The organism is Pseudomonas sp. H1_A03, assembly GCF_054685145.1.
In genome coordinates this window covers 2959160-2985363 of record NZ_CP162829.1, presented here as the reverse complement: position 1 = coordinate 2985363, position 26204 = coordinate 2959160, and the positions used below count along the sequence as shown (strand labels likewise).

The window sequence follows — 26204 nt, the reverse complement described above, 5'->3', positions numbered from 1 at the left end:
CAGCTCCCACATTTAATCGTGGTGTTCATGCGCTACTTCGGTTGAACCTGCTGGCCGTTTTGCCCTCCTAATTTAGCAGCCAGACCTGCCATTCAAACGGCTGTTTTCAGGTTGTTGCCCTCGCAAACGATCGAACGCATTTGCGCCCTTGAGCGCCTGCCGGCGCTCGGGTAATGTCATCAGACCCATAGGACAGAGCACGCCCATGACTTCCAAGCTGGAACAACTCAAGCAGTTCACCACCGTCGTAGCCGATACCGGCGATTTTTCTACCCTCGCCAAGCTCAAGCCGCAAGACGCCACCACCAACCCTTCCCTGCTGCTCAAGGCGGCCTCGATTCCGGGCTATGCCAAGCTGCTGGATGAGTGCGTACAGGACTGCAACGGCGACGTGGGCCTGGCCAGCGACCGTTTTGCGGTGGCGGTGGGTCAAGAGATCCTCAAAGTGGTACCGGGCCGCATTTCCACCGAGGTGGATGCCCGTCTGTCGTTCGACACTGACGCCGTACTCAAGCGTGCGCACCGTCTGATCGACCTGTACGACAAAGCTGGCGTTGGCCGCGATCGCGTGCTGATCAAGATCGCTTCCACCTGGGAAGGCATCCGCGCCGCCGAACAGCTGGAAAAAGAAGGCATCCAGACCAACCTGACCCTGCTGTTCTCGTTCGCCCAGGCCGTGGCGTGTGCAGAGGCTGGTGTGTTCCTGATTTCGCCGTTCGTGGGCCGTATCTACGATTGGTACAAGAAGGCCAACGGCAACGACTACACCGGCTCCGAAGATCCGGGCGTGCAGTCGGTGACGCGTATCTACAACTACTACAAGGCCAATGGCTACAAGACGGTGGTGATGGGTGCGAGCTTCCGTAACCTGAGCCAGATCGAAGAGTTGGCTGGGTGTGATCGCCTGACCATCAGCCCTGACCTGCTGGAGAAGCTGGCGGCGGATGAAGGCAAGCTGGAACGTAAATTGTCGCCAGGCCATGCCGGTGAAGCGCGTGTGCATCTGACTGAAGCGCAGTTCCGTTGGGAGTCCAACGAAGATGCGATGGCGACTGAGAAGTTGGCGGAAGGGATTCGTCAGTTTGCTCGGGATCAGGAGAAGCTGGAGGCGCTGTTGTCGGCCAAGCTGTAAACGCGGCGACGGCAAAAAGGGCGGTACCCTCGCGGGTACCGCCCTTTTTTGTGCCCACTGTCTCAAGCCAGCTCCCACATTTGACTGTATTTCAGCAATTGGGGATCAGTGGCGTTCCAGCGCGTTGACGAGGTCGTGGAAGGCTTCGCGATTGGACTCGTTGAGGCCCATCAGGATCTTGTGTGCCTCCAGCACTTTCACACGCACCACTTCCTCGGACTGGTCCTGCGACGGCAGGTCAGTCAGGCATTCCGGGCAGGGGATCGGGCGATCAACGATGTTGAACACCTGGTCGAAGCCCATGGACTGCAGCAGCCGGGTAATGTCTTCGTGGGTAGTGACGACCGTAGGCAACAGGCCGACCTTCTGCCGAGACAGAATGGACAACTTGGCCAACAGCCCAAGGGTGGTGCTATCGATGCTGCGGGTTTCGGTCAGATCGATCACGATCGCCGAGAAATTCAGTGCTGTGAAAATCCGCTCAATCGTCGCATCCAGCGCCGAACACAAGGTCAGGCGCACTTCACCGACAAATTTCAGGACGAAGGTCCCGTCTCGCTCGGCGAATTGGATTCTTCCGGTACTCATCAAAGATTCCTGCTCAACACCAATAGGGCGATATCATCCGGCATCTCCCCTAGCGTGGCCAATCCAAAAACCTGCCGCAGGCCATCCAGGCTGCCGCCCGCCGACTTGACCTTTTGGGGCAAGGCGGCTTCTTTCTCTTTGAGTGTAGGCTCTGGAAGGAGGTCCAGGATGCCGTCGGACATCAGCGTAAGGCTGAACGTCGGCGGCAGTTCCAGGATGTGGTCTTCGTAGGTGGCTTCATTGAACAAGCCTACGGGCAGACCACGCCCTTCCAGGTAACGCACACTGTCCGGAGTGTATAACACTGGCATCGGCAGGTGACCGCCGATGCTGTAGGTCAAAAGACCGGTTTCTTCGTCAATAACGCCGCCGACCATCGTCACGTGCTTGCCCAGCTTGCAGCTGATCAAGCCCCGGTTGATGTGGCCCAGCACCTCGGAGGGGGTGAACTCCGGCAAGGTGCCATTGCGTTTGGATTCGAACAGCAGCCGTGTGGTCATGAACTTCAACAACACGGTGACAAAAGCCGAGGAAGCACCATGGCCAGAGACGTCGGCCAGGTAGAACGCGACACGCCGCTCGTCAACGCGGAAGTAATCGACAAAATCACCCGACAGGTACAGCGAAGGGATGATCTGGTGTGCAAACTGGAATTCGTCGATGGTCCAAGGGCTGACTGGCAGCATGTTCATCTGCACCTGGCGACCGGCGTTCTGGTCTTCCTGAAGCAGGTTAAGGCTGGCTTCGAGTTCGCGGTTGGCGGTTTCGAGCTTTTCGCGGTAGCGCTGGTTTTCCACCAGAAGGCGTGCACGATCCAGGGCACGGCGCACCGAGTGCTCCAGCACCGCCAGGTCTTCCAGGGGCTTGATCAGGTAATCGGCAGCCCCCAGGCGCAGGGCTTCGACGGCATCGTTCATCACGCCGGCACCGGACACGACAATCACCGGCGTCTGCGGGGCGAGCTCAGTCACCTGGCGAATCAGCTCGAGGCCGCCCATCTGGGGCATGCGCAGATCGCAGATCACGAGGTCAGGCTGTTCGCGCTCGAATACCTGGAGACCCTGTTGGCCATTACTGGCCTGCAGGACGCTGAAGCCACTGTCTTCCAAATAGGCCGCTAGGCTCGCGCGCACTACTTCGTCGTCATCGATTATCAGCAGCGTGGCACTGGTTTTTTGCATGTGGGCAAACGGCGCCAGAATTAGGTTGGCGTAGGCGGCTCGGCAATGGCCGGGCTCACGTACTGGATTCGCTTTCTAGCCTCTCTGTCCTACAAAGCATTGGGATTTTGCCCATGCACAAAGGTAAAGCAGAGGTGCCCTTCTAAGGCGCAGACGGTACTCCCATCCGACAGGGGTTTCAAGCTCATGCCGATGGTCGCCGGACGTCTTTACACCGCAAATCACCGGGAGTTATAAGAACAGGCACGACCACAACACAAAGTAAGGATGAAACCTATGAGCGAGCACGAGCGCGACTACGCTGAAAAACGCGATTTCATCCGCATGCGTGTGGATGCCGATGTGTCTCTGATCCACGCGGGGCAAGAGATTGCAGGGGTGTGCGTGGACCTTTCCAGCTCTGGTATGCAGGTACAGGCACCTCGCCAGTTCAACGTCGGCGACCTGCTGACCGTGCGCATCGATTCGGAGCACGCCGCACTGAAAGGACTGGAGGCGGACACCGAGGTGGTGTGGGCCAAAGCCACAGGTGAAGACCAGCACCTTGGTCTTAAAATCCTGAAGATGCGCTGAAAGACGCGCACAAAAAAGGCGACCGCTGGGTCGCCTTTTTTCATTTCAAAACGTCACAGCTTAGAAGTCGTCGACAACCTTGCCATCCTTGACCTTGAACTCGCGGTTCTGCAGGTAGGCGTTGCGGATGAAGGTGTACTTGTCACCTGTGATCAGTTTTTCGCTGTCGAGCAGGCTGGCGCGGGTGTCAACAATGCCCAGGCCCATGACACTGTTACGCAGGGAAACATCATCCATGTAGCGGTACGGCTGCGTGTAGCTGTCCACGTACTTGGACGGCGCATCGCGCAGTGTGCTTGGGCCCAGCAGCGGAATCATTACGTATGGACCGCTGCCAACACCCCAGTAGCCGAGGGTCTGGCCGAAGTCTTCATCGCTGCGTTGCAGCCCCATTTTGGTGCCCACATCAATAAAGCCCAGCACGCCGAAAGTGGTGTTGACCAGCAAACGGGCAGTGTCGACACCGGCATTGTGAGGTTTGAGCTGCAGCACGTTGTTGGCCAGGTTGCCGACATCCCCGATATTGCGGAAGAAGTTGTGGATACCGTCTTCGACAAATTGTGGGGTAATCCACTCATAGCCCTGAGCCAGTGGCTTGAGGGCATAAGTATCAACTGTGTCGTTGAACGTGAAGATCGGGCGGTTGATACTTTCCCATGGATCATCTTCCGACGCCGCGTGTGCGGCGAACGGGGCCAGCAAGACAGTGGCACACACCGACAGCTGAGCGAAGTAGTGGCTCCAGCGCATAGCTTTTGCTCCTTGAATGGTCTGTCATGGGCGCTATGCCCTGAATAAGGCGTTCAGTATATGACGGAAGTGTCCAATTAGGCAGCTTCCGGGATCTGTCGCACGCAAAATGGACAAAATTCCTACAATTAACAATCTTGTCATCGACTTGTCATCCAGCCTCGATAGCGTTAGAGCTATTTCAGGGATGTCGACATGCCTCACGCTGAAATAGCCATCGCCAGTGCTCCCGCCTTGACTGCCGTCTTGTTTGGCTTGAGTGGCTGCCTGGTGGACTTCGGTTCCCGGGCGCGCACCGATTCGACCTCCCCTGATTCCCAAGCCACACCTGGCGCGCTGAAAATCCTGCGCAGCCTCAAGGAACAAGGCGTCCCCTGCGCCTGGCTGGATGAACTCCCTCCCTCTGTCACTACGCCCCTGGCCGTCACGCTGCCAGACTGGGTCAAGGCGACGCCACCTTCCTCGATCCGCTGGCCGGCGCCGCATGCCTGCTGGCAAGCCTTGATGGCGCTGAACATCGAACGCCTGGGAGGCTGCGTGTTGGTCAGCGGCGAACCGCGCCTACTGCAATCTGGGCTCAATGCCGGATTGTGGACCATCGGCCTGGCCTCCTGCGGCTCGCTGTGCGGCATGGCACCGGAACAATGGCAAGCGCTGAGCGAACAGGAACGCGAACACAAGCGCGGCAAGGCCACCGTCGCTCTGTACGGGTTGGGCGTGCACTCGGTCATTGATCACCTGGGCGAACTCGGCACCTGCTTGGCCGACATCAGCCTGCGCCAGCTCAAAGGCGAGAAGCCCTGACACGGATCATGCACAGTCGCCGCCGGTGGATTAATCTACAGGTCAGCCCGTAGACCTTTCTCGGCGTGCCGCGGTCTATGCCAGTGCCTATCGAATAAAAGGAAACATGTCATGCCTGATCGCAAAAAACTGGAAGAACAGGTCGAGATCCTGCGCGGGCAGTTGGAACAGGAACCGCCGCTGTCGGAAGAGAAACGTGAAGCGCTGGAGGCCTTGATTGCCAAGTTTGAATTACAACTTGAACTGGAACCGGCCACACAGACACCCAGTATTTCTGACGATGTGAATCAAGCTGCTATCGAGTTCGACGCCGAACACCCGGTCATTTCCGGGACTTTGCGCAATATCATGATCACCTTGGGCAACATGGGGATCTGATCCCTGCCCCAAGCCAAACGCAGAACCTAATGTGGGAGCTGGCTGGCCTGCGATAGCGATCTCTCAGTCATTCTTCAGTCGACTGATACACCGCCATCGCAAGCCAGCCAGCTCCCACATTTGCTTTATATGAAGGCTACTGACGAGCCAGGCGCACGTTCTGGAACGCCACCTCTTCCGTGCTGCGATACGGGTTGATATCCAACCCGCCACGCCGCACATACCGCGCATATACGGTCAACTTCTCAGGCTTGAGCAAACGCTGCAGGTCGAGAAAGATGCGCTCTACACACTGCTCATGGAAGTCCGAGTGCTGGCGAAAGCTCACGAGGTATTCCAGCAGACTGGCGTGATCCAGCGCCGAGCCACGGTACTCCACCACCACACTGCCCCAGTCAGGCTGGCTGGTCACCGGGCAGTTGGATTTGAGTAGATGGCTGTGCACGCTCTCCTCCACCGTGCGCGAATCATCGCAACGCAGCAATTCCGGACGAGGGTGCTCGTAGTTGCTGACGCTGATATCCAGCTCATCAATGCACACACCCGGCAACGCCATCACGCCTTCAGCCTCGATTTCGGCCAAGCTGCGGATGCGCACGCTCACAGGTTTACCTGCGGCTGCGCTGAGGTCGGTACGCAGGGTCGCTTCAAGGCTGGCCGTATCGGCGAACGCGGTCTGATTCAACGAGTTGAGGTACAGCTTGAACGACTTGGACTCGATGATGTTCGGCGAATCGGCCGGAATGCTGAATTCACCGATGGCCACCACCGGCTTGCCGGACGGCAGCAGCCAGGACAGTTCGAAGCAGTTCCAGAAATCCACGCCCTTGTAAGGCAAGGTCTCGGCGCTCAGGCCCAGCTCGGCCCATTTGGCCGCGCGCGGGATCGGGAACAACAACGAAGGTGTATAGGTGGAGATGTATTCACTGGACTTGCCCAGCGGCGAATGTTCGGCTGCGGGATGCATGGCGGAAACCTGGCTAAATAAACCGCGCCAGTCTACCAGCCTTTGCTCCTACCCTTAAGAAACACAGCACCGCCCCGCCCCGTAGCAGCTGTCGAGCCTTGGCGAGGCTGCGTCAGCGGTGCGCCTGAAACTCCGCAAACGCAGCCTCGCCAAGGCTCGACAGCTGCTACGCAAAGCTCAGGCAAGCTCTTCACCCGACCAGCTTAAAGACGCCATCTGCGAATTAGTTGACGTTAAGCTTGCCGACCATCCCCGCTTGATAATGCCCCGGCAGGTTGCAGGCAAACTCCAGGCCCGTGGCTTTGGTGAACGTCCAAGTCAGCTCCGCAGTTTTACCGGGTTCAACCAATACGCTATTGGGGTCATCGTGCTTCATCGCGCCATGGCCCATGGCGCTGTGGTCCATTTCGCTCATACCGGTGGCGGTGAGCATGCCACTGGCCTGCATCTGTAACATTTCCTTCTGATGCTCGGCATGCATCGCTGCATCGCCCAGGTTGAATTCGTGGAGCAACTGGCCCTTGTTGACCAGTACAAAGCGCACCGTCTCACCGGCTTTTACGTCAATGGACTTGGGCGAAAAGGAAATGTCCTGCAGCGTCACTTCCACGGTGCGAGTGGCTTTGCTCGCAGGGGCTGCCTGGCCGAACGCATAGGCGTGCGCCGCATCAGCCACCGCATCGAAACTCAACGCCAGCAGGCAACCCGCCAACACCAGGGGTGTACGCAACGCCATGTCTATTCTCCAAAAATGTGCAACGAGCTTGGGCAGCACTCTAAGATGACGCCGCTGCCAGCCAGCTGACTGCTAGATTACAACTTTGTCAGCTTGGCCCCCTGCCCTGGCACCCAAGGTATAAAGCCGTCGTGAACCGTTGCCAAGAGCCGCCCATGAAACTGCTGATCGTCGAAGACCAACCCAAAACCGGCCAGTATCTGCGCCAGGGCCTGGCCGAGGCGGGCTTTACAACCGAATTGGTGGCCGACGGTACCAGCGGCCAGCACCTGGCACTGACCGGCGACTACGACTTGCTGATCCTCGACGTGATGCTGCCCGGCCGTGATGGCTGGCAAATCCTCCAAGCCGTGCGCAGCGCCGGCCTGGACATCCCGGTGCTGTTCCTCACCGCCCGCGACGCGGTGGAAGACCGAGTGCACGGTCTTGAGCTGGGCGCCGACGATTACCTGGTCAAGCCCTTCGCCTTTTCCGAACTGCTGGCCCGCGTACGCAGCCTGTTGCGCCGTGGCAGCAGCTCGCCTCAGGAAACCGCACTGCAACTGGCCGACCTGCGCCTGGACCTGATCCGCCGTCGCGTCGAACGGCACGGCCAGCGCATCGACCTGACTGCCAAGGAATTCTCCCTGTTGGAACTGCTGCTGCGCCGCCAGGGCGAAGTGCTGCCCAAATCGCTGATCGCCTCCCAGGTCTGGGACATGAATTTCGACAGTGACACCAACATCATCGAAGTAGCGATCCGCCGCCTGCGCCTGAAAGTCGACGATAACTTCCCCACCAAACTGATCCACACCGTACGCGGCATGGGTTACGTGCTGGAGGAGCGCGTCAATTGATCAAGCGCCTGTCCCTGGCCAGCCGCCTGGCGCTGCTGTTTGCCGCCTGCACGGCGGTGGTGTCGCTGATCGCCGGCGTACTGTTCAACCACGCCAGCGAGGCGCACTTCATTGAGTTGGACCAGCAACAGCTCGACAGCCAACTGGTGGCGCTGCGCAGCACCTTGCAGGGTGTCGATTCGCCAGACGCATTCGCCAGACATGAAGCGCAACTGCGTGCCGAACTCAATCGCCAACCCGAGCTGAGGCTGCGCATCACCGCCGCCGGCCAGCGCTGGCTGGACGATGCGCCAGGCGTGAGCTTGCCCGACGCGCCCGGCCTGCACAGCCTGCAAAATGCCGGCACCGACTATCGGGTGTACAACGCACCGCTGAGGGCAGACCCACCCGACTCACCCCAACTGACGCTGATGCTCGACATCACCCACCACCAGCATTTCCTGCAGCGCATGCAGCACCTGATCTGGCTCACCGTCGGCCTGTCGGCCCTGGCCACCGCCCTGCTCGGCGCCTGGGCCGCGCGCAGTGGGTTGCGGCCGTTGCGACGCATGGGTGAAGTGGCCGCAGGTGTGTCCGCGCACTCCCTGACCCAGCGCCTGCCCCAGCAACACATGCCGGTGGAACTGGCCGAACTGGCCCAGGCCTTCAACGCCATGCTGGGTCGACTGGACGATGCGTTCCAGCGTCTCTCAGCGTTCTCCGCCGATATCGCCCATGAACTGCGTACGCCGCTGTCGAACCTGCTGACCCATACCCAAGTCATCCTGACCCAGCCGCGCCCGCTGGAGGATTACCGCGAGGCGCTGCACAGCAACCTGGAAGAGCTGCAATGGATGGCGCAGCTGGTAAACGACATGTTGTACCTGGCCAAAGCGGATCATGGCTTGCTCATGCCCAAACGCGAGCCTTTGGCGCTGGCAGATGAAGTGGATGCTTTACTTGAGTTTTTCGCGTTGCTGGCGGAAGACGCCCAAGTCAGCCTGATTCGCGAAGGTACTGCCCATACGCTGGGTGATCGCGGCATGTTGCGTCGCGCCCTGTCGAACTTGCTGGATAACGCGCTGCGGTTTACGCCAGCGGGTGGCGAAGTACGGGTACGGATGACGGATGGCGTGAGGTTGACGGTTGAGAACACCGGGGAAGGCGTTCCACCGGAGCTGTTACCGAAGTTGTTTGACCGCTTCTATCGGGCGGATCCGGCACGGCACGAGGGCAGCAGCGAGCATGCGGGGCTAGGGTTGGCGATTACCCAATCGATCGTGCGGGCACATGGGGGGAGGATTTTTTGTGAGTCCGAGGCGGGGCTGACCCGATTTGTGATTGAGTTGCCAAAGGGTGATTGATGCAAGCTTGGCCGGCCCTATCGCAGGCGAGCCAGCTCCCACACTTTGACTTTGTGAATACATTCAAAATGTGGGAGCTGGCTTGCCTGCGATAGCGGTATAAAGGCTTAGGAATACCTCAGCGCATGCGCCGGCTCAATCTTCGCCGCTCGATACGCCGGATACAGCGTCGCCAAAAAGCTCAACACAAATCCCGCCGTGCAAATCAGCACCACATCCCCACCTTGCAGTTCCGAAGGCAGGTTGCTGACAAAATACACATCCGAACTGAAGATATGCTGCCCGGTGACTCGCTCCATCCAGCCCACCAGCTCACTCACGTTCAGCGCCGCAATCACGCCCAGCACGCCGCCAATCAGGGTACCGACGATACCGATCACCGTACCCTGCACCATGAAGATCGCCATGATCTGCCGTGGCGTGGCGCCGATGGTGCGCAGGATCGCGATGTCCGCGCCCTTGTCGTTCACAACCATGATCAACGTCGCAATGATGTTGAACGCCGCCACGGCGACGATCATCAGCAACAGCAGGCCGATCATGGTCTTTTCCATTTTCATTGCGCTGAACAGGCTGCCTTGGGTGTGCGTCCAGTCATCAGGCTTATAGCCCGCGCCCAGGCTGGCGGCGATATCCGCCGAGACTTTTGGCGCCGCATACAGGTCTTTCACCGCCAGGCGCACGCTCTGTACCTGGTTCGGCTGCCAATGTTGAATTTCTGCGGCGTCGGCCATGTGGATCAAGGCCATCGAACCATCCAGCTCGGCGCCAACCTTGAAGATCCCCACCACGTTCAAGCGCTGCATACGTGGGGTGATACCACCCGGCGCGGTGCTGATTTCCGGCACGATCAGGGTCAGCTTGTCGCCCACATTCAAGCGAAAGCGCCGGGCGGTGATTTCGCCGACTACCACGCCGAACTCACCGGGCTTCAGGTCATCCAGTTTGCCGCGCACAATGTGCTGGGCCACGATCGACACCTTGCCTTCCTGGGCCGGGTCGACGCCGCTGATCTCGATCGGCTGCATCGCGCCCTTATAGGAAAACATGCCGTCCATCTGCGTGAAAGGTACTGCGGCAGTCACTTCCGGATTCTTCATCGCGGCGGCGGCCACGGGCTGCCAATCGTCAATCGGATTCACGCCGACGATAGTGGCGTGAGGCACCATACCAAGGATGCGCGAGCTCATTTCGCGCTGGAAGCCGTTCATCACCGACAGCACCACGATCATCGCCAATACGCCCAGGGCGAGGCCGATCATCGAGGTCATCGAGATAAACGAGACAAAACGGTTGCGGCGCTTGGCGCGGGTATAGCGCGTGCCGATGAAAATCGATAACGGTCTGAACATTCGTGGGCACCGTTGAAAAATGAAAAAGCCCAGCGCTTAAGGCGCCGGGCTTGAAACGGGTCAGATGGCGACCAGATGACCTTCCTGCAGGTGCAACACGCGGTCCATCTGCCGGGCCATGCTCATGTCATGGGTCACCACCAGGAACGCGGTGCGCATCTGGGTGCTCAGTTCCAGCATCAAGTCCTTGATGCCCTGAGCGGTGTGGGAGTCGAGGTTGCCGGTGGGCTCGTCGAGCATCACCAGGCCCGGGTTGTTCACCAGGGCACGGGCAATCGCCACACGCTGGCGCTCGCCGCCGGACAGTTCGGCCGGTTTGTGCTCCAGGCGATGGCCGAGGCCGACGCGCTCCAGCAAGGCCTTGGCGCGCTGGCGGGCTTCCGGGATCGCGGTCTTGCCGATCAGCAGCGGCATGCACACGTTTTCCAGCGCAGTGAATTCCGGCAACAGGTGGTGGAACTGATACACAAAACCGAGCGAACGGTTGCGCAGTTGCCCACGGGCCTTTTCACCGAGGGCCGACAACTCTTCGCCGGCCAGCCACACGCTGCCCTGGGACGGCGTATCGAGCCCGCCCAGCAGGTTCAACAAGGTACTTTTGCCGGAACCCGAACTGCCGACGATCGCCACGCGCTCGCCGGGGTGCAGCTCAAGTTGCAGGTTGGACAACACGACTACCGATTCCGGGCCCTCCTCGTAGGATTTGCCCAGGTTCCGGCAGCTCAGGATTGCTTTTTCACTCATGCCCGATTCACTCATAACGTAAGGCCTGTGCTGGCTGGGTACGTGCCGCGCGCCAGGCTGGATACAGGGTGGCAAGGAAACTCAGGACCAACGCAGCGCCGCCCACCATCAACACGTCCTGGGTCTGCACCTGGGACGGCAAGTAGTCGATGAAGTAGACGTCAGCGTTGAGAAACTTGTGGCCGAGCACGTTTTCCAGTGCGGCAATGGCAGCGCTCACATTCAACGCAGCCAGAATCCCGACGGCGGTGCCGATCAAGGTGCCGACCACGCCAATCACCGTGCCCTGCACCATGAAGATCGCCATGATCTGCCCCGGCGTGGCGCCAAGGGTACGCAAGATGGCGATATCACCCTTCTTGTCGTTCACCACCATCACCAGCGTGGAGATGATATTGAAGGCAGCGACGGCGACGATCAGCAGCAACAGCAGGCCGATCATGGCTTTTTCCATGCGGATGGCCTGGTACAGGTTGCCGTGAGTACGGGTCCAGTCGCGGGCGTAGTACTGGCTTTCACCCAGGTGCTGGGCAATTTCCCAGGCGCCGCGCGGCGCGTCGAACAGGTCGTTGAACTTCAGGCGCAGGCCCTGCACCTGGTCCGGCTGCCAGCGATGCAGGCGTGCCAGGTCGGTGAGGTTGGTCAGGCCGAGGTAGCCGTCGATCTCGCCAGCGCCGACGTGAAAGGTGCCGACCACGGTGAAGCGCTTCATGCGCGGGAACATCCCGGCCGGGGTCACAGTGACTTCCGGCGCGACAAAGGTCAGCTTGTCGCCGAGGCCCACGCCGAGCTTGGCCGCTGCCTTGTCGCCGATCACGATGCCAAAGCTGCCCGGCGCCAAGTCATCGAGTTTGCCCTGCAGCATGAACTTATCGATGATCGAGACGTTGCGCTCCTGGGCCGGATCGATGGCATTGAGCAGGATCTTCTGCACCTTGCCGTCGTTGGTCAGCAACCCCTGCATCTGGGTAAACGGCGCAACGGCCAGTACCTTGGGGTTCTGCTTGACCTTGTCGGCCAGGCTTTGCCAGTCACTGATGGGCGCATCGCCCTCAATGGTCGCGTGGGGCACCATGCCCAGCACGCGGGTGCGCATCTCATGATCGAAGCCGTTCATCACCGAAAGCACCACGATCATCACGACCACGCCCAAGGCGAGCCCGATCATCGAGGTCAGGGAAATGAACGACACAAAATGATTGCGACGCTTTGCACGGGTATAACGCGTGCCGATAAATACGAAGAGAGGTCTGAACATGTCGGGGCTTGTTCGGAGGAAAAGAAGACGTCCCGGTGGCGGGGTCTGGTAAGCAGCTTTACACTCAGACCATTACCGTTACCTGGGGTTCGCCATGTCGACATTAGATGAAGAAGAGCGCCGCGAATACTACCGTATCGACGACATGATCGCACTCCAAATCAAAAGCCTGTCTGCCCCCGAAGCGGCGAGCAAGGAAGTGTTGCTGGATGATTCGCCGCTGTTCAACCTGCTCAGCGAGTTGCACCTGAGTGAATTCGAAGCCCAGCACCTGTTGCGTCAGCTCAGCGAGAAGGATCGCACCCTCGCCGCCTTCCTCCGCGTGCAGAACAAACGCGTGGACCTGCTCAGCCAGATCATGGCGCGCGGCCTGCTGGATGAGGTCGGCGCACCGCAACCGGTGATCATTTCCGAAGGCGGTATCGACTTCCAACACCCCACTCCCTTGGCGACTGGCGCACACCTCGCGGTCAAACTGGTGCTGATGCCCCAGGCGCTCGGCTTGCTGCTGCGCGCGCGGGTCACCCATTGCGATCCCAAAGGCGATGGCTTTGACGTCGGCACGGAATTCGAATCCATGACCGATGGCCAACGCCAACTGCTGGCGCGCTACATCCTGCAGAAACAGGCCCAGGAACGGCGCCTGGCGCGGGAACAAAGCGACGACATCTGAATTTGTATTCACTACGCCAGTCATCCTGGCGCGAAGGAGCAACTGTGACCCTGATCTACGGCCATCGCGGTGCCAAAGGCGAAGCACCGGAAAACACCCTGACCAGCTTTCAGGAGTGCCTCAAGCACGGCGTACGCCGTTGCGAACTGGACTTGCACCTGTCCATGGACGGCGAGTTGATGGTCATCCACGACCCGACCCTCAAACGCACCGCCGACCGGCGTGGCAAGGTCGTCGAGTATTCGGCGGCGGACCTGGTGAAGATGGATGCGCGCAAAGGCGGCCCGGGCTGGATTCAGCCGTGCCCGATCCCGCGCCTGGAGGAGCTGTTCGAAAAGTGCGACTTCGATCACTGGCAACTGGAAGTCAAAAGCGCCTCACGCACCCGCGCCGCCACCACGGTGCTGGCGATCCGCGAGATGGCCGTGCGCTTTGGCCTGATGGACAAAGTCACCGTCACTTCAAGTTCACGGGAAGTGTTGAAAGCAGCGGTTGACCTCACCCCCGACCTGTCACGCGGCCTGGTGGCCGAATACGCCTGGCTCGACCCGCTGAAGGTCGCGCAAAACTACGGTTGTGAGTATCTGGCGTTGAACTGGACGTTGTGCACCCCTGAGCGTCTGGAAAAAGCCCAGCGCCAGGGTTTGCACGTGTCCGTGTGGACAGTCAACGAACCTGCGCTAATGCGCAGGCTCGCCGACTTCGGCGTAGATAGCCTGATTACAGACTTTCCCGGTTTGGCCACTGCCACCCTCGGGAATTACTGAAATCGGTCTCCCCGGCCGGCTCAGGCCACCGGCCGGAGCCGCTCAAAAAAGCCGGTTGAGGCCGTCGTAAGCAGCTACCCGATAGGCTTCAGCCATGGTCGGGTAGTTGAACGTGGTGTTGACGAAATACTTGAGGGTATTGAGTTCACCCGGCTGGTTCATGATCGCCTGGCCGATGTGCACGATCTCCGACGCCTGGTAGCCGAAGCAGTGCACGCCGAGCACTTCCAGGGTTTCACGGTGGAACAGGATCTTCAGCATGCCTTGCGGCTCACCGGCGATCTGCGCACGCGCCATGCTCTTGAAGAACGCCTTGCCCACTTCGTAAGGCACCTTGGCCTTGGTCAGTTCGTGCTCGTTCTTGCCGATCGAGCTGATCTCGGGAATCGTGTAGATCCCGGTCGGCACGTCATTCACGTAGCGCCAGCTGCCATTGTCGACGATGCTGCCGGCGGCAGAACGGCCCTGGTCATGCGCTGCACTGGCCAGGCTCGGCCAGCCGATCACGTCACCGGCGCCGTAGATGTTGGTCACGCAGGTGCGGTAGTTTTCGTCCACCTCGATCTGGCCACGGCTGTTGACCTTGACCCCGATGTTTTCCATGCCGAGCTTGTCAGTGTTGCCGGTACGGCCGTTGCACCACAGCAAAGCGTCGGCCTTGATCTTCTTGCCGGACTTGAGGTGCAGGATCACACCGTTATCCAGTCCTTCGACCCGCTCATACTCTTCGTTATGGCGCACGGTGATGTTGTTGTTGCTGAAGTGGTAGCTCAACGCCTGGGAAATTTCCGAGTCGAGGAAGCTCAGCAACTGGTCGCGGTTGTCGACCAGTTCCACCAGCACACCCAGGCCGCTGAAGATCGAGGCATATTCACAGCCGATCACGCCGGCGCCGTAGATGATCAGTTTGCGCGGGGTGTGGCCCAGGCTCAGGATGGTGTCGCTATCGTAGATACGCGGGTGGTGGAAATCGATATCCGCCGGACGATACGGGCGTGAACCGGTGGCGATGATGATGTGCTTGGCCACCAGTTTCTCGACCACGCCGTTGGGGCAGACCACTTCGACGGTTTGCTCGTCGGCGAAGCTGCCGGTGCCGAAGAACAGGTCGACACGGTTACGGGCGTAGTAGCCCGTACGCGAAGCAACCTGCTTGGAGATGACTTTCTCGGCGCTTTTCAGCACGTCTGGGAACGAGAACCAGCGCGGCTCACCAATGGCCCGGAACATCGGGTTGGTGTTGAACTGCATGATCTGGCGCACCGAGTGACGCAAGGCCTTGGACGGGATGGTGCCCAGGTGGGTGCAGTTACCGCCGACCTGGCGACGGCTATCGACCATCGCCACCTTGCGCCCTGCCTTCGCGGCGTTCATCGCCGCACCTTCTCCAGCTGGGCCGGAACCCAGTACCACCACGTCGTAGTTGTAGACAGCCATGCGTACTCCTCAGAACAGGCCAGGCGTACGGTTGGACGCCGGGCTAAATCATGCCGCGGCCAGCGGTCATGAAGGACAATTTGGCTCAAGTGTGTGAACCGGGGCACAGTCTATATAAGGCGTAACGCCGCGCACATTAACCCTTGGTCGCGTCGTAGGCCAGTAATGCCTTTACTACACAGCGCAGATTATCCCTGAACCCTGCCGCTGCCGGAAAATGAATTACCCTGTAGCCACGCATCTTTTCGGGACGGGCCATTATGCGGCATATAGTTTTCTGTTTATTACTGATGCTGTCGATCACAGCACACGCCAATGAGGCGGATCGGCTAAAGCAGGCCAACTTCCCGACACAGTCACAGGAACTGACCCTGAAAAACCAAGCTGTGCTCACCTACCTCTGGGCGGACGTGTACGCGGCCGCGCTGTATACCCCTTCGGACGTGAGCGCCAAACAGGCCTGGGAGCAGAAAAAGGCGCTGCGCCTGACCCTGTATTACTTTCGCGACATCGACCGCAATGATGTGATCAAGGCGGCCAATACGACCCTGGAACGCCAGCAAGCCAGCGCGAGCTTGAAGCCCGAGCTGGAAAAACTGCATGCCCGCTTTCGTAACATTCAAGCCGGTGATCGATATGCCCTGGATTATCGACCAGGGCGTGGCTTGAACCTCGAGATCAATGGGCAAGTGGTGTTCAACAGTCGCGATGACGCGCTGGCGAGGGCCTACCTCGGGATCTGGTTGGCGCCCGAGGGGTTGTCCGAGGAGTTGCGCAGCAAATTGCTGAATTGAGGAAGGAGTGCGTAGCAGCTGTCGAGCCCCGGCGAGGCTGCGTTGGCGGCCTGTCTGACACACCGCTGACGCAGCCTCGCCGGGGCTCGACAGCTGCTACGTACTGGGCTCGCTCACGAGATGTAGATACCTATGCTGCGATGAGACCCTTGCAGACAACACAAAACCCAGCCACAAAAAAGCCCCGAACCAGTCGGGGCTCTTTCACTGACCGCTAATGCTTAGCGCGGAAACGCAGGCGGGTTGACCCCAGCCATGTCTTCCATCACGCGAACCACCTGGCAGCTGTAACCGAACTCGTTGTCGTACCAGACGTACAGTACAACGCGGTTGTCCTGGGTAATGGTCGCCTCAGCGTCCACCACACCGGCGTGGCGCGAGCCAACGAAGTCAGTGGAGACCACTTCCTGCGAGTTGACGTAGTCGATTTGCTTATGCAGATCGGAGTGCAGCGCCATGTAGCGCAGGTACTCGTTCATCTCTTCACGGGTAGCGGCTTTCTCAAGGTTCAGGTTGAGAATCGCCATCGACACGTTAGGCGTCGGCACGCGGATCGCGTTACCGGTCAGCTTGCCGGCCAGCTCAGGCAGGGCCTTGGCAGCAGCAGTGGCAGCACCGGTCTCGGTGATCACCATGTTCAACGCGGCGCTACGGCCACGGCGATCGCCCTTGTGGAAGTTGTCGATCAGGTTCTGGTCGTTGGTGTACGAGTGAACCGTCTCAACGTGGCCATTGACGATACCGAACTTGTCATTCACCGCCTTCAGCACCGGCACGATGGCGTTGGTGGTGCAGGACGCGGCGGACACGATCTTGTCGTCAGCTGTGATTTCAGCGTGGTTGATGCCGTGAACGATGTTCTTCAGCTTGCCCTTGCCAGGCGCAGTCAGGACAACGCGGTCGATACCTGGGCAGGCCAGGTGCTGGCCCAGGCCTTCGGCGTCACGCCATACGCCGGTGTTGTCCACCAGCAGGGCGTCCTTGATGCCGTACTGGGTGTAATCCACCTCGGACGGGTTTTTCGCGTAGATCACCTGGATCAGGTTACCGTTGGCGGTGATCGTGTTGTTTTCTTCGTCGATGGTGATGGTGCCGTTGAACGAACCGTGTACCGAGTCGCGGCGCAGCAGGCTGGCGCGTTTGGTCAGGTCGTTCTCGGCGCCTTTGCGCACCACGATGGCACGCAGGCGCAGGCCGTCGCCACCACCGGTTTTTTCGATCAGGATGCGCGCCAGCAGGCGGCCGATACGACCGAAGCCGTACAGCACAACGTCGGTGCCTTTGCGGGCGGCGGCGTTCTGCTGGCCAACCACATCGGCCATTTCTTCACGCACGAACTGCTCGGCGGTACGGCCAGCGCCTTCTTTGCGGAATTTATAGGCCAGCTTGCCCAGGTCTACCGAAGCCGCGCCGAGCTTGAGCTCGCTCATGGCCTTGAGCAGTGGGAATGTTTCGTGGACGGAGAGTTCGCTGTCGTCGGCGGAACGGTGACGCGCAAAGCGGTGGGCTTTGAGAATCGCGATGACAGACTGGTTGATCAGGCTGCGGCCATAGATCGAGCTCACCACATTGTTATTGCGGTACAGCTGACCGATTAGCGGGATCATCGCTTCTGCGAGTGCTTCACGGTCGATCCATTCACCAAGACACTGGTCGGGCTTCTGAGTCACGGTAACCTTCCACATGTAGGGGCTGAAAAAAGGGGCTACATTATGCCGCCCGACTGTCCTCGGAGCAATGCGCGTCCTACAACAAAAAAGCCTTGCGCAAAAAAGCCACCCCGCTGGAGCCCAGTAAATACGCGGGTTCCAGAAGGCCGACCGATGGGCAACAACGCCGACTTGTCCGTAACACTCCAAAACAATCGCGCATTTCGGCACTACATATTGAGTCAAAACACGCCATTGTTTGTCTTAGCCACTACATTTCCTACAAACCGTAATAGGCTCAGTCAGAAACTGACAGGCGGCACCTCTGGCCGTTACAATTACCGACTTTGTCGCAACGCTTGGAGCTCAACCTTCCGTGCCCGTTCTGCGTCTACCGCTTCTCCCTGCCGCGGCAGGTAAACAGCACTGGGGCAACCTGCCCGGTGCCGCCCTGAGCCTGGCCATCGCCGAGGCTGCCAGCGCAGCCAAGCGCTTTACCCTGCTGCTCACCGCCGACAGCCAAAGTGCCGAACGGTTGGAGCAGGAGCTGAGCTTCTTCGCCCCCGATTTGCCGGTGCTGCATTTTCCCGATTGGGAAACCCTGCCCTACGACCTGTTCTCGCCGCATCAGGACATCATCTCGCAGCGCATCGCCAGCCTGTACCGCTTGCCGGAACTGGCCCACGGTGTGCTGGTGGTGCCGATCACCACGGCACTGCATCGCCTGGCACCGACCAAGTTCCTGCTGGGCAGCAGCCTGGTCCTGGATATCGGCCAGAAGCTCGATGTGGAACAGATGCGCACGCGCCTGGAGGCCAGCGGCTACCGCTGCGTCGACACGGTGTACGAGCACGGTGAGTTTGCGGTGCGCGGTGCGCTGATCGACCTGTTCCCGATGGGCAGCAAACTGCCCTATCGCATCGACCTGTTCGATGACGAAATCGAGACCCTGCGCACCTTCGATCCGGAAAACCAGCGTTCCATCGACAAAGTCGAGTCGATCAAGCTGCTGCCGGCGCGGGAATTTCCATTACAGAAAGATGCGGTCACGCGCTTCAAGGCGCGCTTCCGCGAGCGCTTCGACGTCGACTTCCGTCGTTGCCCGATCTTTCAGGACTTGAGCAGCGGGATTACACCCGCGGGTATCGAGTACTACCTGCCGCTGTTCTTCGACGAAACGTCTACCTTGTTCGACTACCTGCCACAGGACACCCAAGTGTTCTCGCTGCCGGGTATCGAGCAAGCAGCGGAAAACTTCTGGAACGACGTGCGTAACCGCTATGAAGAGCGCCGCGTTGATCCGTCCCGGCCTTTATTGCCGCCCGCCGAGCTGTTCCTGCCGGTGGAAGACTGCTTTGCCCGTCTTAAAAACTGGCCCCGCGTGGTCGCCAGCCAACAGGATGTGGACGCCGGCAGCGGCCGCGAGCGCTTCCCGGCGGGGACGCTGCCGGATCTGGCGATCCAGGCCAAAGCCACACAACCGCTGGAAGCGCTGTCCAACTTCTTGGGCGACTTCCCAGGCCGCGTGCTGTTTACCGCAGAGTCCGCCGGGCGTCGGGAAGTCCTGCTGGAGCTGTTGGAACGCCTGAAGCTGCGACCGAAAACCGTCGACAGCTGGCCGGACTTTTTAAAAAGCAAAGAACGCCTGGCGATCACCATCGCTCCGCTGGACGAAGGCCTGTTGCTGGACGACCCGGCCCTGGCGCTGATCGCCGAGAGCCCGCTGTTCGGCCAGCGCGTGATGCAACGTCGACGCCGCGAAAAACGCGCCGACGCCAACAACGACGCGGTGATCAAAAACCTCACCGAGTTGCGCGAAGGCGCGCCGGTGGTGCATATCGACCACGGCGTCGGCCGCTACCTCGGCCTGCAAACCCTGGAAATCGACAACCAGGCTGCCGAATTCCTCACCATGGAATACGCCGAGGGCGCCAAGCTCTACGTGCCGGTGGCCAGCCTGCATTTGATCGCCCGTTACACCGGCAGCGACGACGCCCTGGCGCCGTTGCATCGCCTGGGTTCCGAGACCTGGCAGAAAGCCAAGCGCAAGGCCGCCGAGCAAGTGCGCGACGTCGCCGCCGAACTGCTCGACATCTATGCCCGCCGTGCTGCGCGCGAAGGTTACGCGTTCGCCGACCCGAAAGCCGACTACGCCACCTTCAGCGCCGGCTTTGCTTTCGAAGAAACCCCGGACCAGCAAACCACCATCGAAGCCGTGCGCGCCGACATGCTCGCGCCCAAGCCGATGGACCGCCTGGTGTGTGGCGACGTGGGCTTCGGCAAGACCGAAGTGGCGATGCGCGCCGCCTTCATCGCCGTGCACGGCGGCCGCCAGGTGGCGATCCTGGTACCGACCACCCTGCTCGCCCAGCAGCACTACAACAGCTTCCGCGACCGCTTTGCCGACTGGCCGGTGACCGTGGAAGTGATGAGCCGCTTCAAGTCGGCCAAGGAAGTGAATGCCGCCATCGCTGACCTGGCGGAAGGCAAGATCGACATCGTGATCGGCACCCACAAGCTGTTGTCGGACGATGTGAAGATCAAGAACCTCGGCCTGGTGATCATCGACGAAGAACACCGTTTTGGGGTACGTCAGAAGGAACAACTCAAGGCCCTGCGCAGCGAAGTCGACATCCTCACCCTCACCGCCACGCCGATTCCGCGCACGCTGAACATGGCGGTGTCGGGCATGCGCGACCTGTCGATCATCGCCACGCCACCGGCGCGGCGCTTGTCGGTACGCACCTTTGTGATGGAGCAGAACAAAAGCACGGTCAAGGAAGCACTGCTACGGGAATTGCTGCGCGGCGGGCAGGTTTACTACTTGCACAACGATGTGAAGACCATCGAGAAATGCGCTGCCGACCTCGCCGAATTGGTACCGGAAGCGCGCATCGCCATCGGCCACGGGCAGATGCGCGAACGCGAACTCGAACAGGTGATGAGCGACTTCTACCACAAGCGCTTCAACGTGCTGATCGCCTCGACCATCATCGAGACCGGTATCGACGTGCCGAGCGCTAACACCATCATCATCGAGCGCGCCGACAAATTCGGCCTGGCGCAGTTGCACCAACTGCGCGGCCGGGTGGGTCGCAGTCACCACCAGGCGTATGCCTATTTGCTCACGCCGCCGCGCCAGCAGATCACTTCCGACGCGGAAAAGCGCCTGGAAGCCATCGCCAACACTCAGGACCTGGGCGCCGGTTTTGTACTGGCCACCAACGACCTGGAAATCCGTGGCGCCGGCGAACTGCTGGGCGACGGCCAGAGCGGGCAGATCCAGGCGGTGGGCTTCACCCTGTATATGGAGATGCTTGAGCGCGCGGTGAAAGCCATCCGCAAGGGCGAGCAACCGAACCTCGATCAACCGCTGGGCGGCGGTCCGGAAATCAACCTGCGCTTGCCGGCGTTGATTCCCGAAGACTATCTGCCGGACGTGCATGCGCGGTTGATCCTGTACAAACGCATCGCCTCGGCCACCGACGAAGAAGGCCTCAAGGACCTGCAGGTGGAGATGATCGACCGCTTCGGCCTGCTGCCGGAACCGACCAAGAACCTGGTGCGCCTGACCTTGCTCAAATTGCAGGCCGAGCAGTTGGGCATCAAGAAAGTCGACGCCGGGCCGCAAGGCGGGCGCATCGAATTTGAAGCGCAGACGCCGGTTGACCCGTTGGTGCTGATCAAGTTGATTCAGGGCCAGCCCAACCGCTACAAGTTCGAAGGGGCTACGCTGTTCAAGTTCATGGTGCCGATGGAACGCGCTGAAGAACGCTTTAATACACTGGAGGCGTTGTTCGAGCGCCTCATCCCGAAATCTGCTTGAAGGACGCCCCAATGCGCTTGTTCCGCATTTTGAGCTTGTTGTTGGTGGTAGTGGCACCTGCGGCATTCGCCGACAGCCCGTACCAGGTGGAAATGATCCTGGTGCGCCAGAACGCGGAGCCGGTGCTCAACAGCCGCGCCGCGCCGGAAAACTGGGATGCCGGCGCAGCGCGCCTGGGCGATAAACTGAGCCCGCCGCGGCTGTCCAACATTGTCGATAAGCTGCGCGCTGACTCCACCTACACGGTGCTGTTACACAAGGCGTGGGAACAGAACCTGGGCGAGCAGCCGGTCAAAGTCGCCATTTCCGACGGCCAGGAGCAGTTCGGTCAGTTTCCTATCGAAGGCGTATTGAGCCTGCAACTGGGCCGGTTTACCGATATCGATGCGAACTTCTGGATCAACCAGTTCGACAGCAACGGCAGCGTGATCGCCAGCGAACACTTGAGCCAGACCGACGTGCGCACCAAGAACAACCAACTCAACTACCTGGATGGCGGCCATCTGGCGCTGCTGATCAAGATCACCTCGCTGACCGCCAAACCACCCAGCGCACCACCGCCTGACATCCAGGACTGATCCAGCGCCATGCCCCTGACGTCGTCGCTGACTAAACCCCTGGCCCCTTCGTGGGCCAATCGCTTCAAAGAGCAGAGCCTGGAGCGCGGGCGACGTTATGCCCTGGAGAACCGGGTGCGCATCGTCGAGTCCGGCGACAGCACCATCGTCGCCAGTTGCGAAGGCTCGGGCGGCAACGTTTATCGGCAGACCATCTCGCTGCGCGAATCGGCCAAAGGCACGCTGATCCTGGTGGACAGCCGCTGTACCTGCCCGGTGCACACCAACTGCAAACACATCGCGGCGGTGCTGCTCAAGGTTCAGGAAACCCTGGCCTACCCGGCTGCGGCCCAGGATGCCGAGTTGCTGGAAAAGCTCCAATCCGTACTGGATAACCGCGTGGCGTTGCCGCAGGTGGTGATGGAGGACGTGCTGCCCGTGCCGCGCTTGTGGCTGGCCAGTGTCGAGTTCAGTGCATTTGAACCGCGCAACGGCAAGATGCAGCGCTACATCCAGCACCGCGCGGCGTTGTCGTTCAACTACTTGGGTAACTATGTCAGCGGGCAAAAAAACGCCGACATCATCGTGCGCCAGGACACCCAGAGCCTGCGCATCAAGCGGCATCCGGAGCGGGAGCAACCGTACCGCGAGCAATTGCGGCTCTTGGGTTTCAAGATCGCCACGCGTCAGAGCAAAGCCCTGCCGGAAAGCGCCGGTGAGCTATTCGAACTGGTCAATGACAGCGCCTGGCTGAACTTCACCCTCAATGCCTCGCCGACCTTGCGGGCCGAGGGTTGGGAGCTGCAGATCGAAGAAGATTTCGGTTTCGACCTGAGCGCCGTCGATGATTGGTACGCCACCGTCGATGAAGGGCCGGAACGTGACTGGTTCGACCTGGAGCTGGGGATTATCGTCAATGGCGAACGGCTGAGCCTGCTGCCGATCCTGCTGAACCTGATGCGCTCACACACCGAGATCCTGAATCCGGAAAAACTCGCGCGACGCCGCGATAATGAGCTGATCCTGGTGAACATTCCCGGCTTGCCCAATGGCCATGGTCCGCTGCAAGTGGCCCTGCCTTACGGCCGGCTTAAACCCGTGCTGGCCACCCTCGGCGAGTTCTACCTGCAGGAAGCCGGCAGCACCACGCTGCGCCTGGCCAAGGCCGATGCGATTCGCCTGAACCCGCTGGAAGACCTGCCGCTGCAATGGGAAGGTGGCGAAAAGATCCGCAACTTCGCCCAACGCCTGCGGGACATCAAGGATTTCACCTGCGTGGCGCCCGAAGGGTTGAACGCGACCTTGCGGCCTTATCAATTGGAAGGCTTGAGCTGGATGCAGTCGCTGCGTCAGCTCGATGTCGGCGGCATACTTGCGGATGACATGGGCCTGGGCAAAACCCTGCAGACGCTGGCGCATATTCTCACCGAGAAAGCCGCCGGGCGCCTGGACCGGCCGTGCATGGTGGTGATGCCCACCAGCCTGATTCCCAACTGGCTTGATGAAGCGGCGCACTTCACGCCTCAGCTCAAGGTGCTGGCGTTGTATGGCGCAACGCGCAAGAAACACTTCGCCAACCTGCAGGACTATGACCTGCTGCTGACCACCTACGCCCTGCTGCCCAAGGACATCGACCAGCTCGCGGCCTTGCCCTTGCATGTGCTGATCCTCGATGAAGCGCAGTACGTCAAGAACCCCAATAGCAAAGCCGCCCAGGCGGCGCGTGAGCTGAATGCGCGGCAGCGCTTGTGCCTGAGTGGTACGCCGCTGGAAAACCACTTGGGTGAACTGTGGTCGCTGTTCCACTTCCTGTTGCCGGGCTGGCTGGGCGATGTAAAAAGTTTCAACCGTGATTACCGCGTGCCCATCGAAAAGCGCGCCAGCGATGTGCGATTGCAGCACCTCAACGGTCGGATCAAACCCTTCCTGCTGCGCCGCACCAAGGAACAGGTGGCCACGGAGTTGCCGCCCAAGACCGAGATCATCCACTGGGTCGACCTCAACGAGGCGCAGCGCGATGTGTACGAAACCATGCGCCTGGCCATGGACAAGAAGGTGCGCGACGAGATTACCCGCAAGGGCGTGGCGCGCAGCCAGATCATCATTCTTGAAGCGCTGTTGAAGTTACGTCAGGTGTGCTGCGATTTGCGCTTGGTCAACGACGCCGCCCTGCCCGCACGGGGCAGCAGCTCGGGCAAGCTCGATAGCTTGATGGACATGCTCGAAGAACTGTTTGCCGAAGGGCGGCGAATTTTGCTGTTCTCCCAGTTCACCTCGATGCTGAGCCTGATCGAAGTGGAGCTTAAAAAGCGTGGCGTGGCCTACGCGCTATTGACCGGCCAGACCCGCGATCGGCGTACGCCGGTAAAGGACTTCCAGAGTGGCAAGCTGCAGATTTTTCTGATCAGCCTGAAGGCCGGCGGTGTAGGCCTGAATCTGACCGAAGCCGACACGGTGATCCACTACGACCCTTGGTGGAACCCGGCTACGGAGAATCAGGCGACTGACCGGGCGTACCGGATCGGGCAGGAGAAGCCGGTGTTCGTCTACAAGATGATTGCGCGGGGTACGGTGGAGGAAAAAATCCAGCACCTGCAGAAGGAAAAGTCAGACTTGGCGGCGGGTGTGCTGGATGGGCGCACGACCGGGGATTGGCAGTTGGGCAATGAGGATATTGAAGCGTTGTTTGCGCCGTTGCCGCATAAGCAAGAGAAGCGTTGACGGTTAGACCGCTATCGCAGGCAAGCCAGCTCCCACCTTGGAATGCATTCCCATGTGGGAGCTGGCTTGCCTGCGATAGCCGCGACGCGGTTTTCAGCCGACCAACTGAGCATCCCGCAACGCGGTAAGCGCCGCCAACCACCGCGGATCCTGCTTGTAATCCGTCGAAGCAATCGCCTGCCCCCGCATCCGCGCAATGCGCGCCGATGGGGTGACCTTCATCCGCTGAGCAGCCGTCAGTGCCAACTCAGCAGCCGCCCGATCATTGCACACCAGCCCCATATCACAACCAGCCGTCAACGCGGCTTCAATCCGGCTGGCCGCGTCACCGACCACATGTGCACCGGCCATCGACAGGTCATCGCTGAAAATCACCCCATCGAACTGCAATTCACCGCGCAAAATATCCTGCAACCATCGACGCGAAAAGCCAGCTGGCTGAGCGTCAACCTGCGGGTAAATAACATGCGCCGGCATCACCGCCGCCAACTGCGTGCTCAGGCGCGCGAACGGCACCAGGTCATTCGCGCGAATCTCTTCCAAGCTACGTTCGTCATTGGGAATCGCCACGTGTGAATCGGCCTCAGCCCAACCGTGGCCCGGGAAGTGTTTGCCTGTGGCAGCCATGCCGGCGCTGTTCATGCCACGGATAAAGGCACCGGCCAGCACGGCGGCGCGCTCGGGGTCGCCTTCGAAGGAACGGGTGCCGACGACGGCGCTGCGTTGGTAGTCCAGGTCGAGCACCGGGGCGAAGCTCAGGTCCAGGCCCACGGCCAGTACTTCAGTCGCCATGACCCAGCCGCACTGCTCGGCCAGGTACTCGGCATTCGGGTTATCCGCCAACGCACGCATGGCCGGCAGGCGCACAAAACCCTGGCGCAGGCGCTGTACACGACCGCCTTCCTGATCGACTGCCAGCAGCAGATCCGGGCGCACGGCACGAATTGCCGCGCTCAACTCACGCACCTGGCGCGGATGCTCGATATTGCGCGCGAAAATGATCAGGCCGCCCACTTCAGGCTGGCGCAGCAGGTGGCGGTCCTCGGCCGTCAGCCAGGTACCGGCAACGTCGACCATCAAAGAACCTTGCAGGGCAGCAGTCATAAACCTTCCTTAAATAACGCGCGCAACCCGTTGC

23 protein-coding genes are annotated in these 26204 nt (G+C 60.3%); 12 read left to right on the top strand and 11 right to left on the bottom strand.

Translation table 11 applies throughout. From position 1 onward, the window contains the following. The first annotated feature begins 205 nt into the window (after nt 1–205). The gene (gene tal / locus AB4O35_RS13770; protein WP_065874858.1) at nt 206–1132 is read left to right on the top strand and encodes a transaldolase; all 927 of its coding nucleotides are present in this window, start codon (nt 206–208) and stop codon (nt 1130–1132) included. Nucleotides 1133–1237: 105 nt separating this feature from the next. On the opposite strand, the gene rssC is transcribed toward tal, so the two are convergent. Continuing rightward, entirely contained in the window at nt 1238–1720 is a 483-nt protein-coding gene (gene rssC, locus AB4O35_RS13765) for an anti-sigma factor antagonist RssC (protein ID WP_065946144.1), read from the bottom strand. After that, nucleotides 1720–2901 (bottom strand): two-component system response regulator RssB, encoded by a 1182-nt coding sequence (gene rssB, locus AB4O35_RS13760; protein WP_065874857.1) that lies wholly within the window; start codon nt 2899–2901, stop codon nt 1720–1722. The genes rssC and rssB overlap by 1 nt, the downstream gene beginning before the upstream one ends. 276 nt (nt 2902–3177) lie before the next feature. On the opposite strand from rssB, the gene AB4O35_RS13755 reads away from it, so the two are divergent. Next, the gene (locus tag AB4O35_RS13755) at nt 3178–3474 is read left to right on the top strand and encodes a PilZ domain-containing protein (protein ID WP_065882199.1); all 297 of its coding nucleotides are present in this window, start codon (nt 3178–3180) and stop codon (nt 3472–3474) included. A gap of 60 nt (nt 3475–3534) precedes the next feature. Here the strand turns inward: AB4O35_RS13755 and AB4O35_RS13750 are convergent, their stop codons facing one another. Continuing rightward, nucleotides 3535–4224, bottom strand: coding sequence for an MlaA family lipoprotein (locus tag AB4O35_RS13750; protein ID WP_065882197.1), 690 nt, complete (start codon nt 4222–4224; stop codon nt 3535–3537). Nucleotides 4225–4419: 195 nt separating this feature from the next. Between AB4O35_RS13750 and AB4O35_RS13745 the strand changes: the two genes are divergently transcribed. Together AB4O35_RS13745 and AB4O35_RS13740 are read left to right on the top strand one after the other, a co-directional pair. Continuing rightward, nucleotides 4420–5028, top strand: coding sequence for a phosphatase (locus AB4O35_RS13745; protein ID WP_065882195.1), 609 nt, complete (start codon nt 4420–4422; stop codon nt 5026–5028). Between the two features lie 111 nt (nt 5029–5139). Beyond that, nucleotides 5140–5406: a DUF4404 family protein gene (locus tag AB4O35_RS13740; RefSeq protein WP_065874853.1), complete on the top strand. Its 267-nt coding sequence runs from the start codon at nt 5140–5142 to the stop codon at nt 5404–5406. A gap of 136 nt (nt 5407–5542) precedes the next feature. Here AB4O35_RS13740 and queF read toward each other — a convergent pair whose 3' ends face one another. Next, a complete protein-coding gene (gene queF, locus AB4O35_RS13735; RefSeq protein WP_065874852.1) occupies nt 5543–6373 on the bottom strand; it encodes an NADPH-dependent 7-cyano-7-deazaguanine reductase QueF in 831 nt (276 codons plus the stop codon). A gap of 223 nt (nt 6374–6596) precedes the next feature. After that, nucleotides 6597–7109: a copper-resistant cuproprotein CopI gene (gene copI, locus AB4O35_RS13730; protein ID WP_065910445.1), complete on the bottom strand. Its 513-nt coding sequence runs from the start codon at nt 7107–7109 to the stop codon at nt 6597–6599. A 155-nt stretch (nt 7110–7264) separates the two neighbouring features. Between copI and AB4O35_RS13725 the strand changes: the two genes are divergently transcribed. Together AB4O35_RS13725 and AB4O35_RS13720 are read left to right on the top strand one after the other, a co-directional pair. Then, nucleotides 7265–7945 carry a heavy metal response regulator transcription factor gene (locus tag AB4O35_RS13725; protein ID WP_065946145.1) on the top strand — a complete coding sequence of 227 codons (681 nt, stop codon included), beginning with the start codon at nt 7265–7267 and terminating at the stop codon, nt 7943–7945. Continuing rightward, on the top strand, nt 7942–9288 hold the full coding sequence (locus tag AB4O35_RS13720; RefSeq protein ID WP_065874849.1) for a heavy metal sensor histidine kinase: 1347 nt from the start codon (nt 7942–7944) through the stop codon (nt 9286–9288). The genes AB4O35_RS13725 and AB4O35_RS13720 overlap by 4 nt, the downstream gene beginning before the upstream one ends. Nucleotides 9289–9395: 107 nt before the next feature. On the opposite strand, the gene AB4O35_RS13715 is transcribed toward AB4O35_RS13720, so the two are convergent. From AB4O35_RS13715 to AB4O35_RS13705, 3 genes are read right to left on the bottom strand one after another with little or no spacing between them, the layout of a single operon-like run. Further along, complete coding sequence (locus AB4O35_RS13715; protein ID WP_065882189.1) at nt 9396–10640, bottom strand: lipoprotein-releasing ABC transporter permease subunit; 1245 nt, start codon at nt 10638–10640, stop codon at nt 9396–9398. Between the two features lie 60 nt (nt 10641–10700). Then, nucleotides 10701–11384, bottom strand: a complete 684-nt coding sequence (gene lolD / locus AB4O35_RS13710; RefSeq protein ID WP_017477213.1) for a lipoprotein-releasing ABC transporter ATP-binding protein LolD — start codon at nt 11382–11384, stop codon at nt 10701–10703. Between the two features lie 7 nt (nt 11385–11391). Beyond that, nucleotides 11392–12642 carry a lipoprotein-releasing ABC transporter permease subunit gene (locus tag AB4O35_RS13705; protein WP_065874847.1) on the bottom strand — a complete coding sequence of 417 codons (1251 nt, stop codon included), beginning with the start codon at nt 12640–12642 and terminating at the stop codon, nt 11392–11394. Between the two features lie 94 nt (nt 12643–12736). Here AB4O35_RS13705 and AB4O35_RS13700 point away from each other — a divergent pair, with 94 nt between their 5' ends. Together AB4O35_RS13700 and AB4O35_RS13695 are read left to right on the top strand one after the other, a co-directional pair. After that, nucleotides 12737–13315, top strand: coding sequence for a PilZ domain-containing protein (locus tag AB4O35_RS13700; protein ID WP_065874846.1), 579 nt, complete (start codon nt 12737–12739; stop codon nt 13313–13315). 44 nt (nt 13316–13359) lie between these two features. Then, nucleotides 13360–14082: a glycerophosphodiester phosphodiesterase gene (locus AB4O35_RS13695; protein ID WP_049709419.1), complete on the top strand. Its 723-nt coding sequence runs from the start codon at nt 13360–13362 to the stop codon at nt 14080–14082. 42 nt (nt 14083–14124) lie between these two features. On the opposite strand, the gene sthA is transcribed toward AB4O35_RS13695, so the two are convergent. Beyond that, entirely contained in the window at nt 14125–15519 is a 1395-nt protein-coding gene (sthA, locus tag AB4O35_RS13690) for a Si-specific NAD(P)(+) transhydrogenase (protein ID WP_049709420.1), read from the bottom strand. 260 nt (nt 15520–15779) lie between these two features. Between sthA and AB4O35_RS13685 the strand changes: the two genes are divergently transcribed. After that, on the top strand, nt 15780–16313 hold the full coding sequence (locus AB4O35_RS13685; RefSeq protein WP_065874845.1) for a chalcone isomerase family protein: 534 nt from the start codon (nt 15780–15782) through the stop codon (nt 16311–16313). Between the two features lie 221 nt (nt 16314–16534). Here the strand turns inward: AB4O35_RS13685 and AB4O35_RS13680 are convergent, their stop codons facing one another. Further along, nucleotides 16535–17998, bottom strand: coding sequence for a glyceraldehyde-3-phosphate dehydrogenase (locus AB4O35_RS13680; RefSeq protein ID WP_065874844.1), 1464 nt, complete (start codon nt 17996–17998; stop codon nt 16535–16537). A gap of 340 nt (nt 17999–18338) precedes the next feature. On the opposite strand from AB4O35_RS13680, the gene mfd reads away from it, so the two are divergent. Genes mfd through AB4O35_RS13665 form a run of 3 tightly spaced genes read left to right on the top strand, consistent with a single transcriptional unit; the run spans nt 18339 to nt 25066 of the window. Continuing rightward, nucleotides 18339–21788, top strand: coding sequence for a transcription-repair coupling factor (gene mfd, locus AB4O35_RS13675; RefSeq protein WP_065874843.1), 3450 nt, complete (start codon nt 18339–18341; stop codon nt 21786–21788). An 11-nt stretch (nt 21789–21799) separates the two neighbouring features. Continuing rightward, nucleotides 21800–22366: a CsiV family protein gene (locus tag AB4O35_RS13670; RefSeq protein WP_065874842.1), complete on the top strand. Its 567-nt coding sequence runs from the start codon at nt 21800–21802 to the stop codon at nt 22364–22366. Nucleotides 22367–22375: 9 nt separating this feature from the next. Beyond that, entirely contained in the window at nt 22376–25066 is a 2691-nt protein-coding gene (locus AB4O35_RS13665) for a DEAD/DEAH box helicase (RefSeq protein WP_065946147.1), read from the top strand. A 93-nt stretch (nt 25067–25159) separates the two neighbouring features. Here the strand turns inward: AB4O35_RS13665 and nagZ are convergent, their stop codons facing one another. After that, a complete protein-coding gene (gene nagZ / locus AB4O35_RS13660; protein WP_065874840.1) occupies nt 25160–26170 on the bottom strand; it encodes a beta-N-acetylhexosaminidase in 1011 nt (336 codons plus the stop codon). Between the last annotated feature and the right edge of the window lie 34 nt (nt 26171–26204).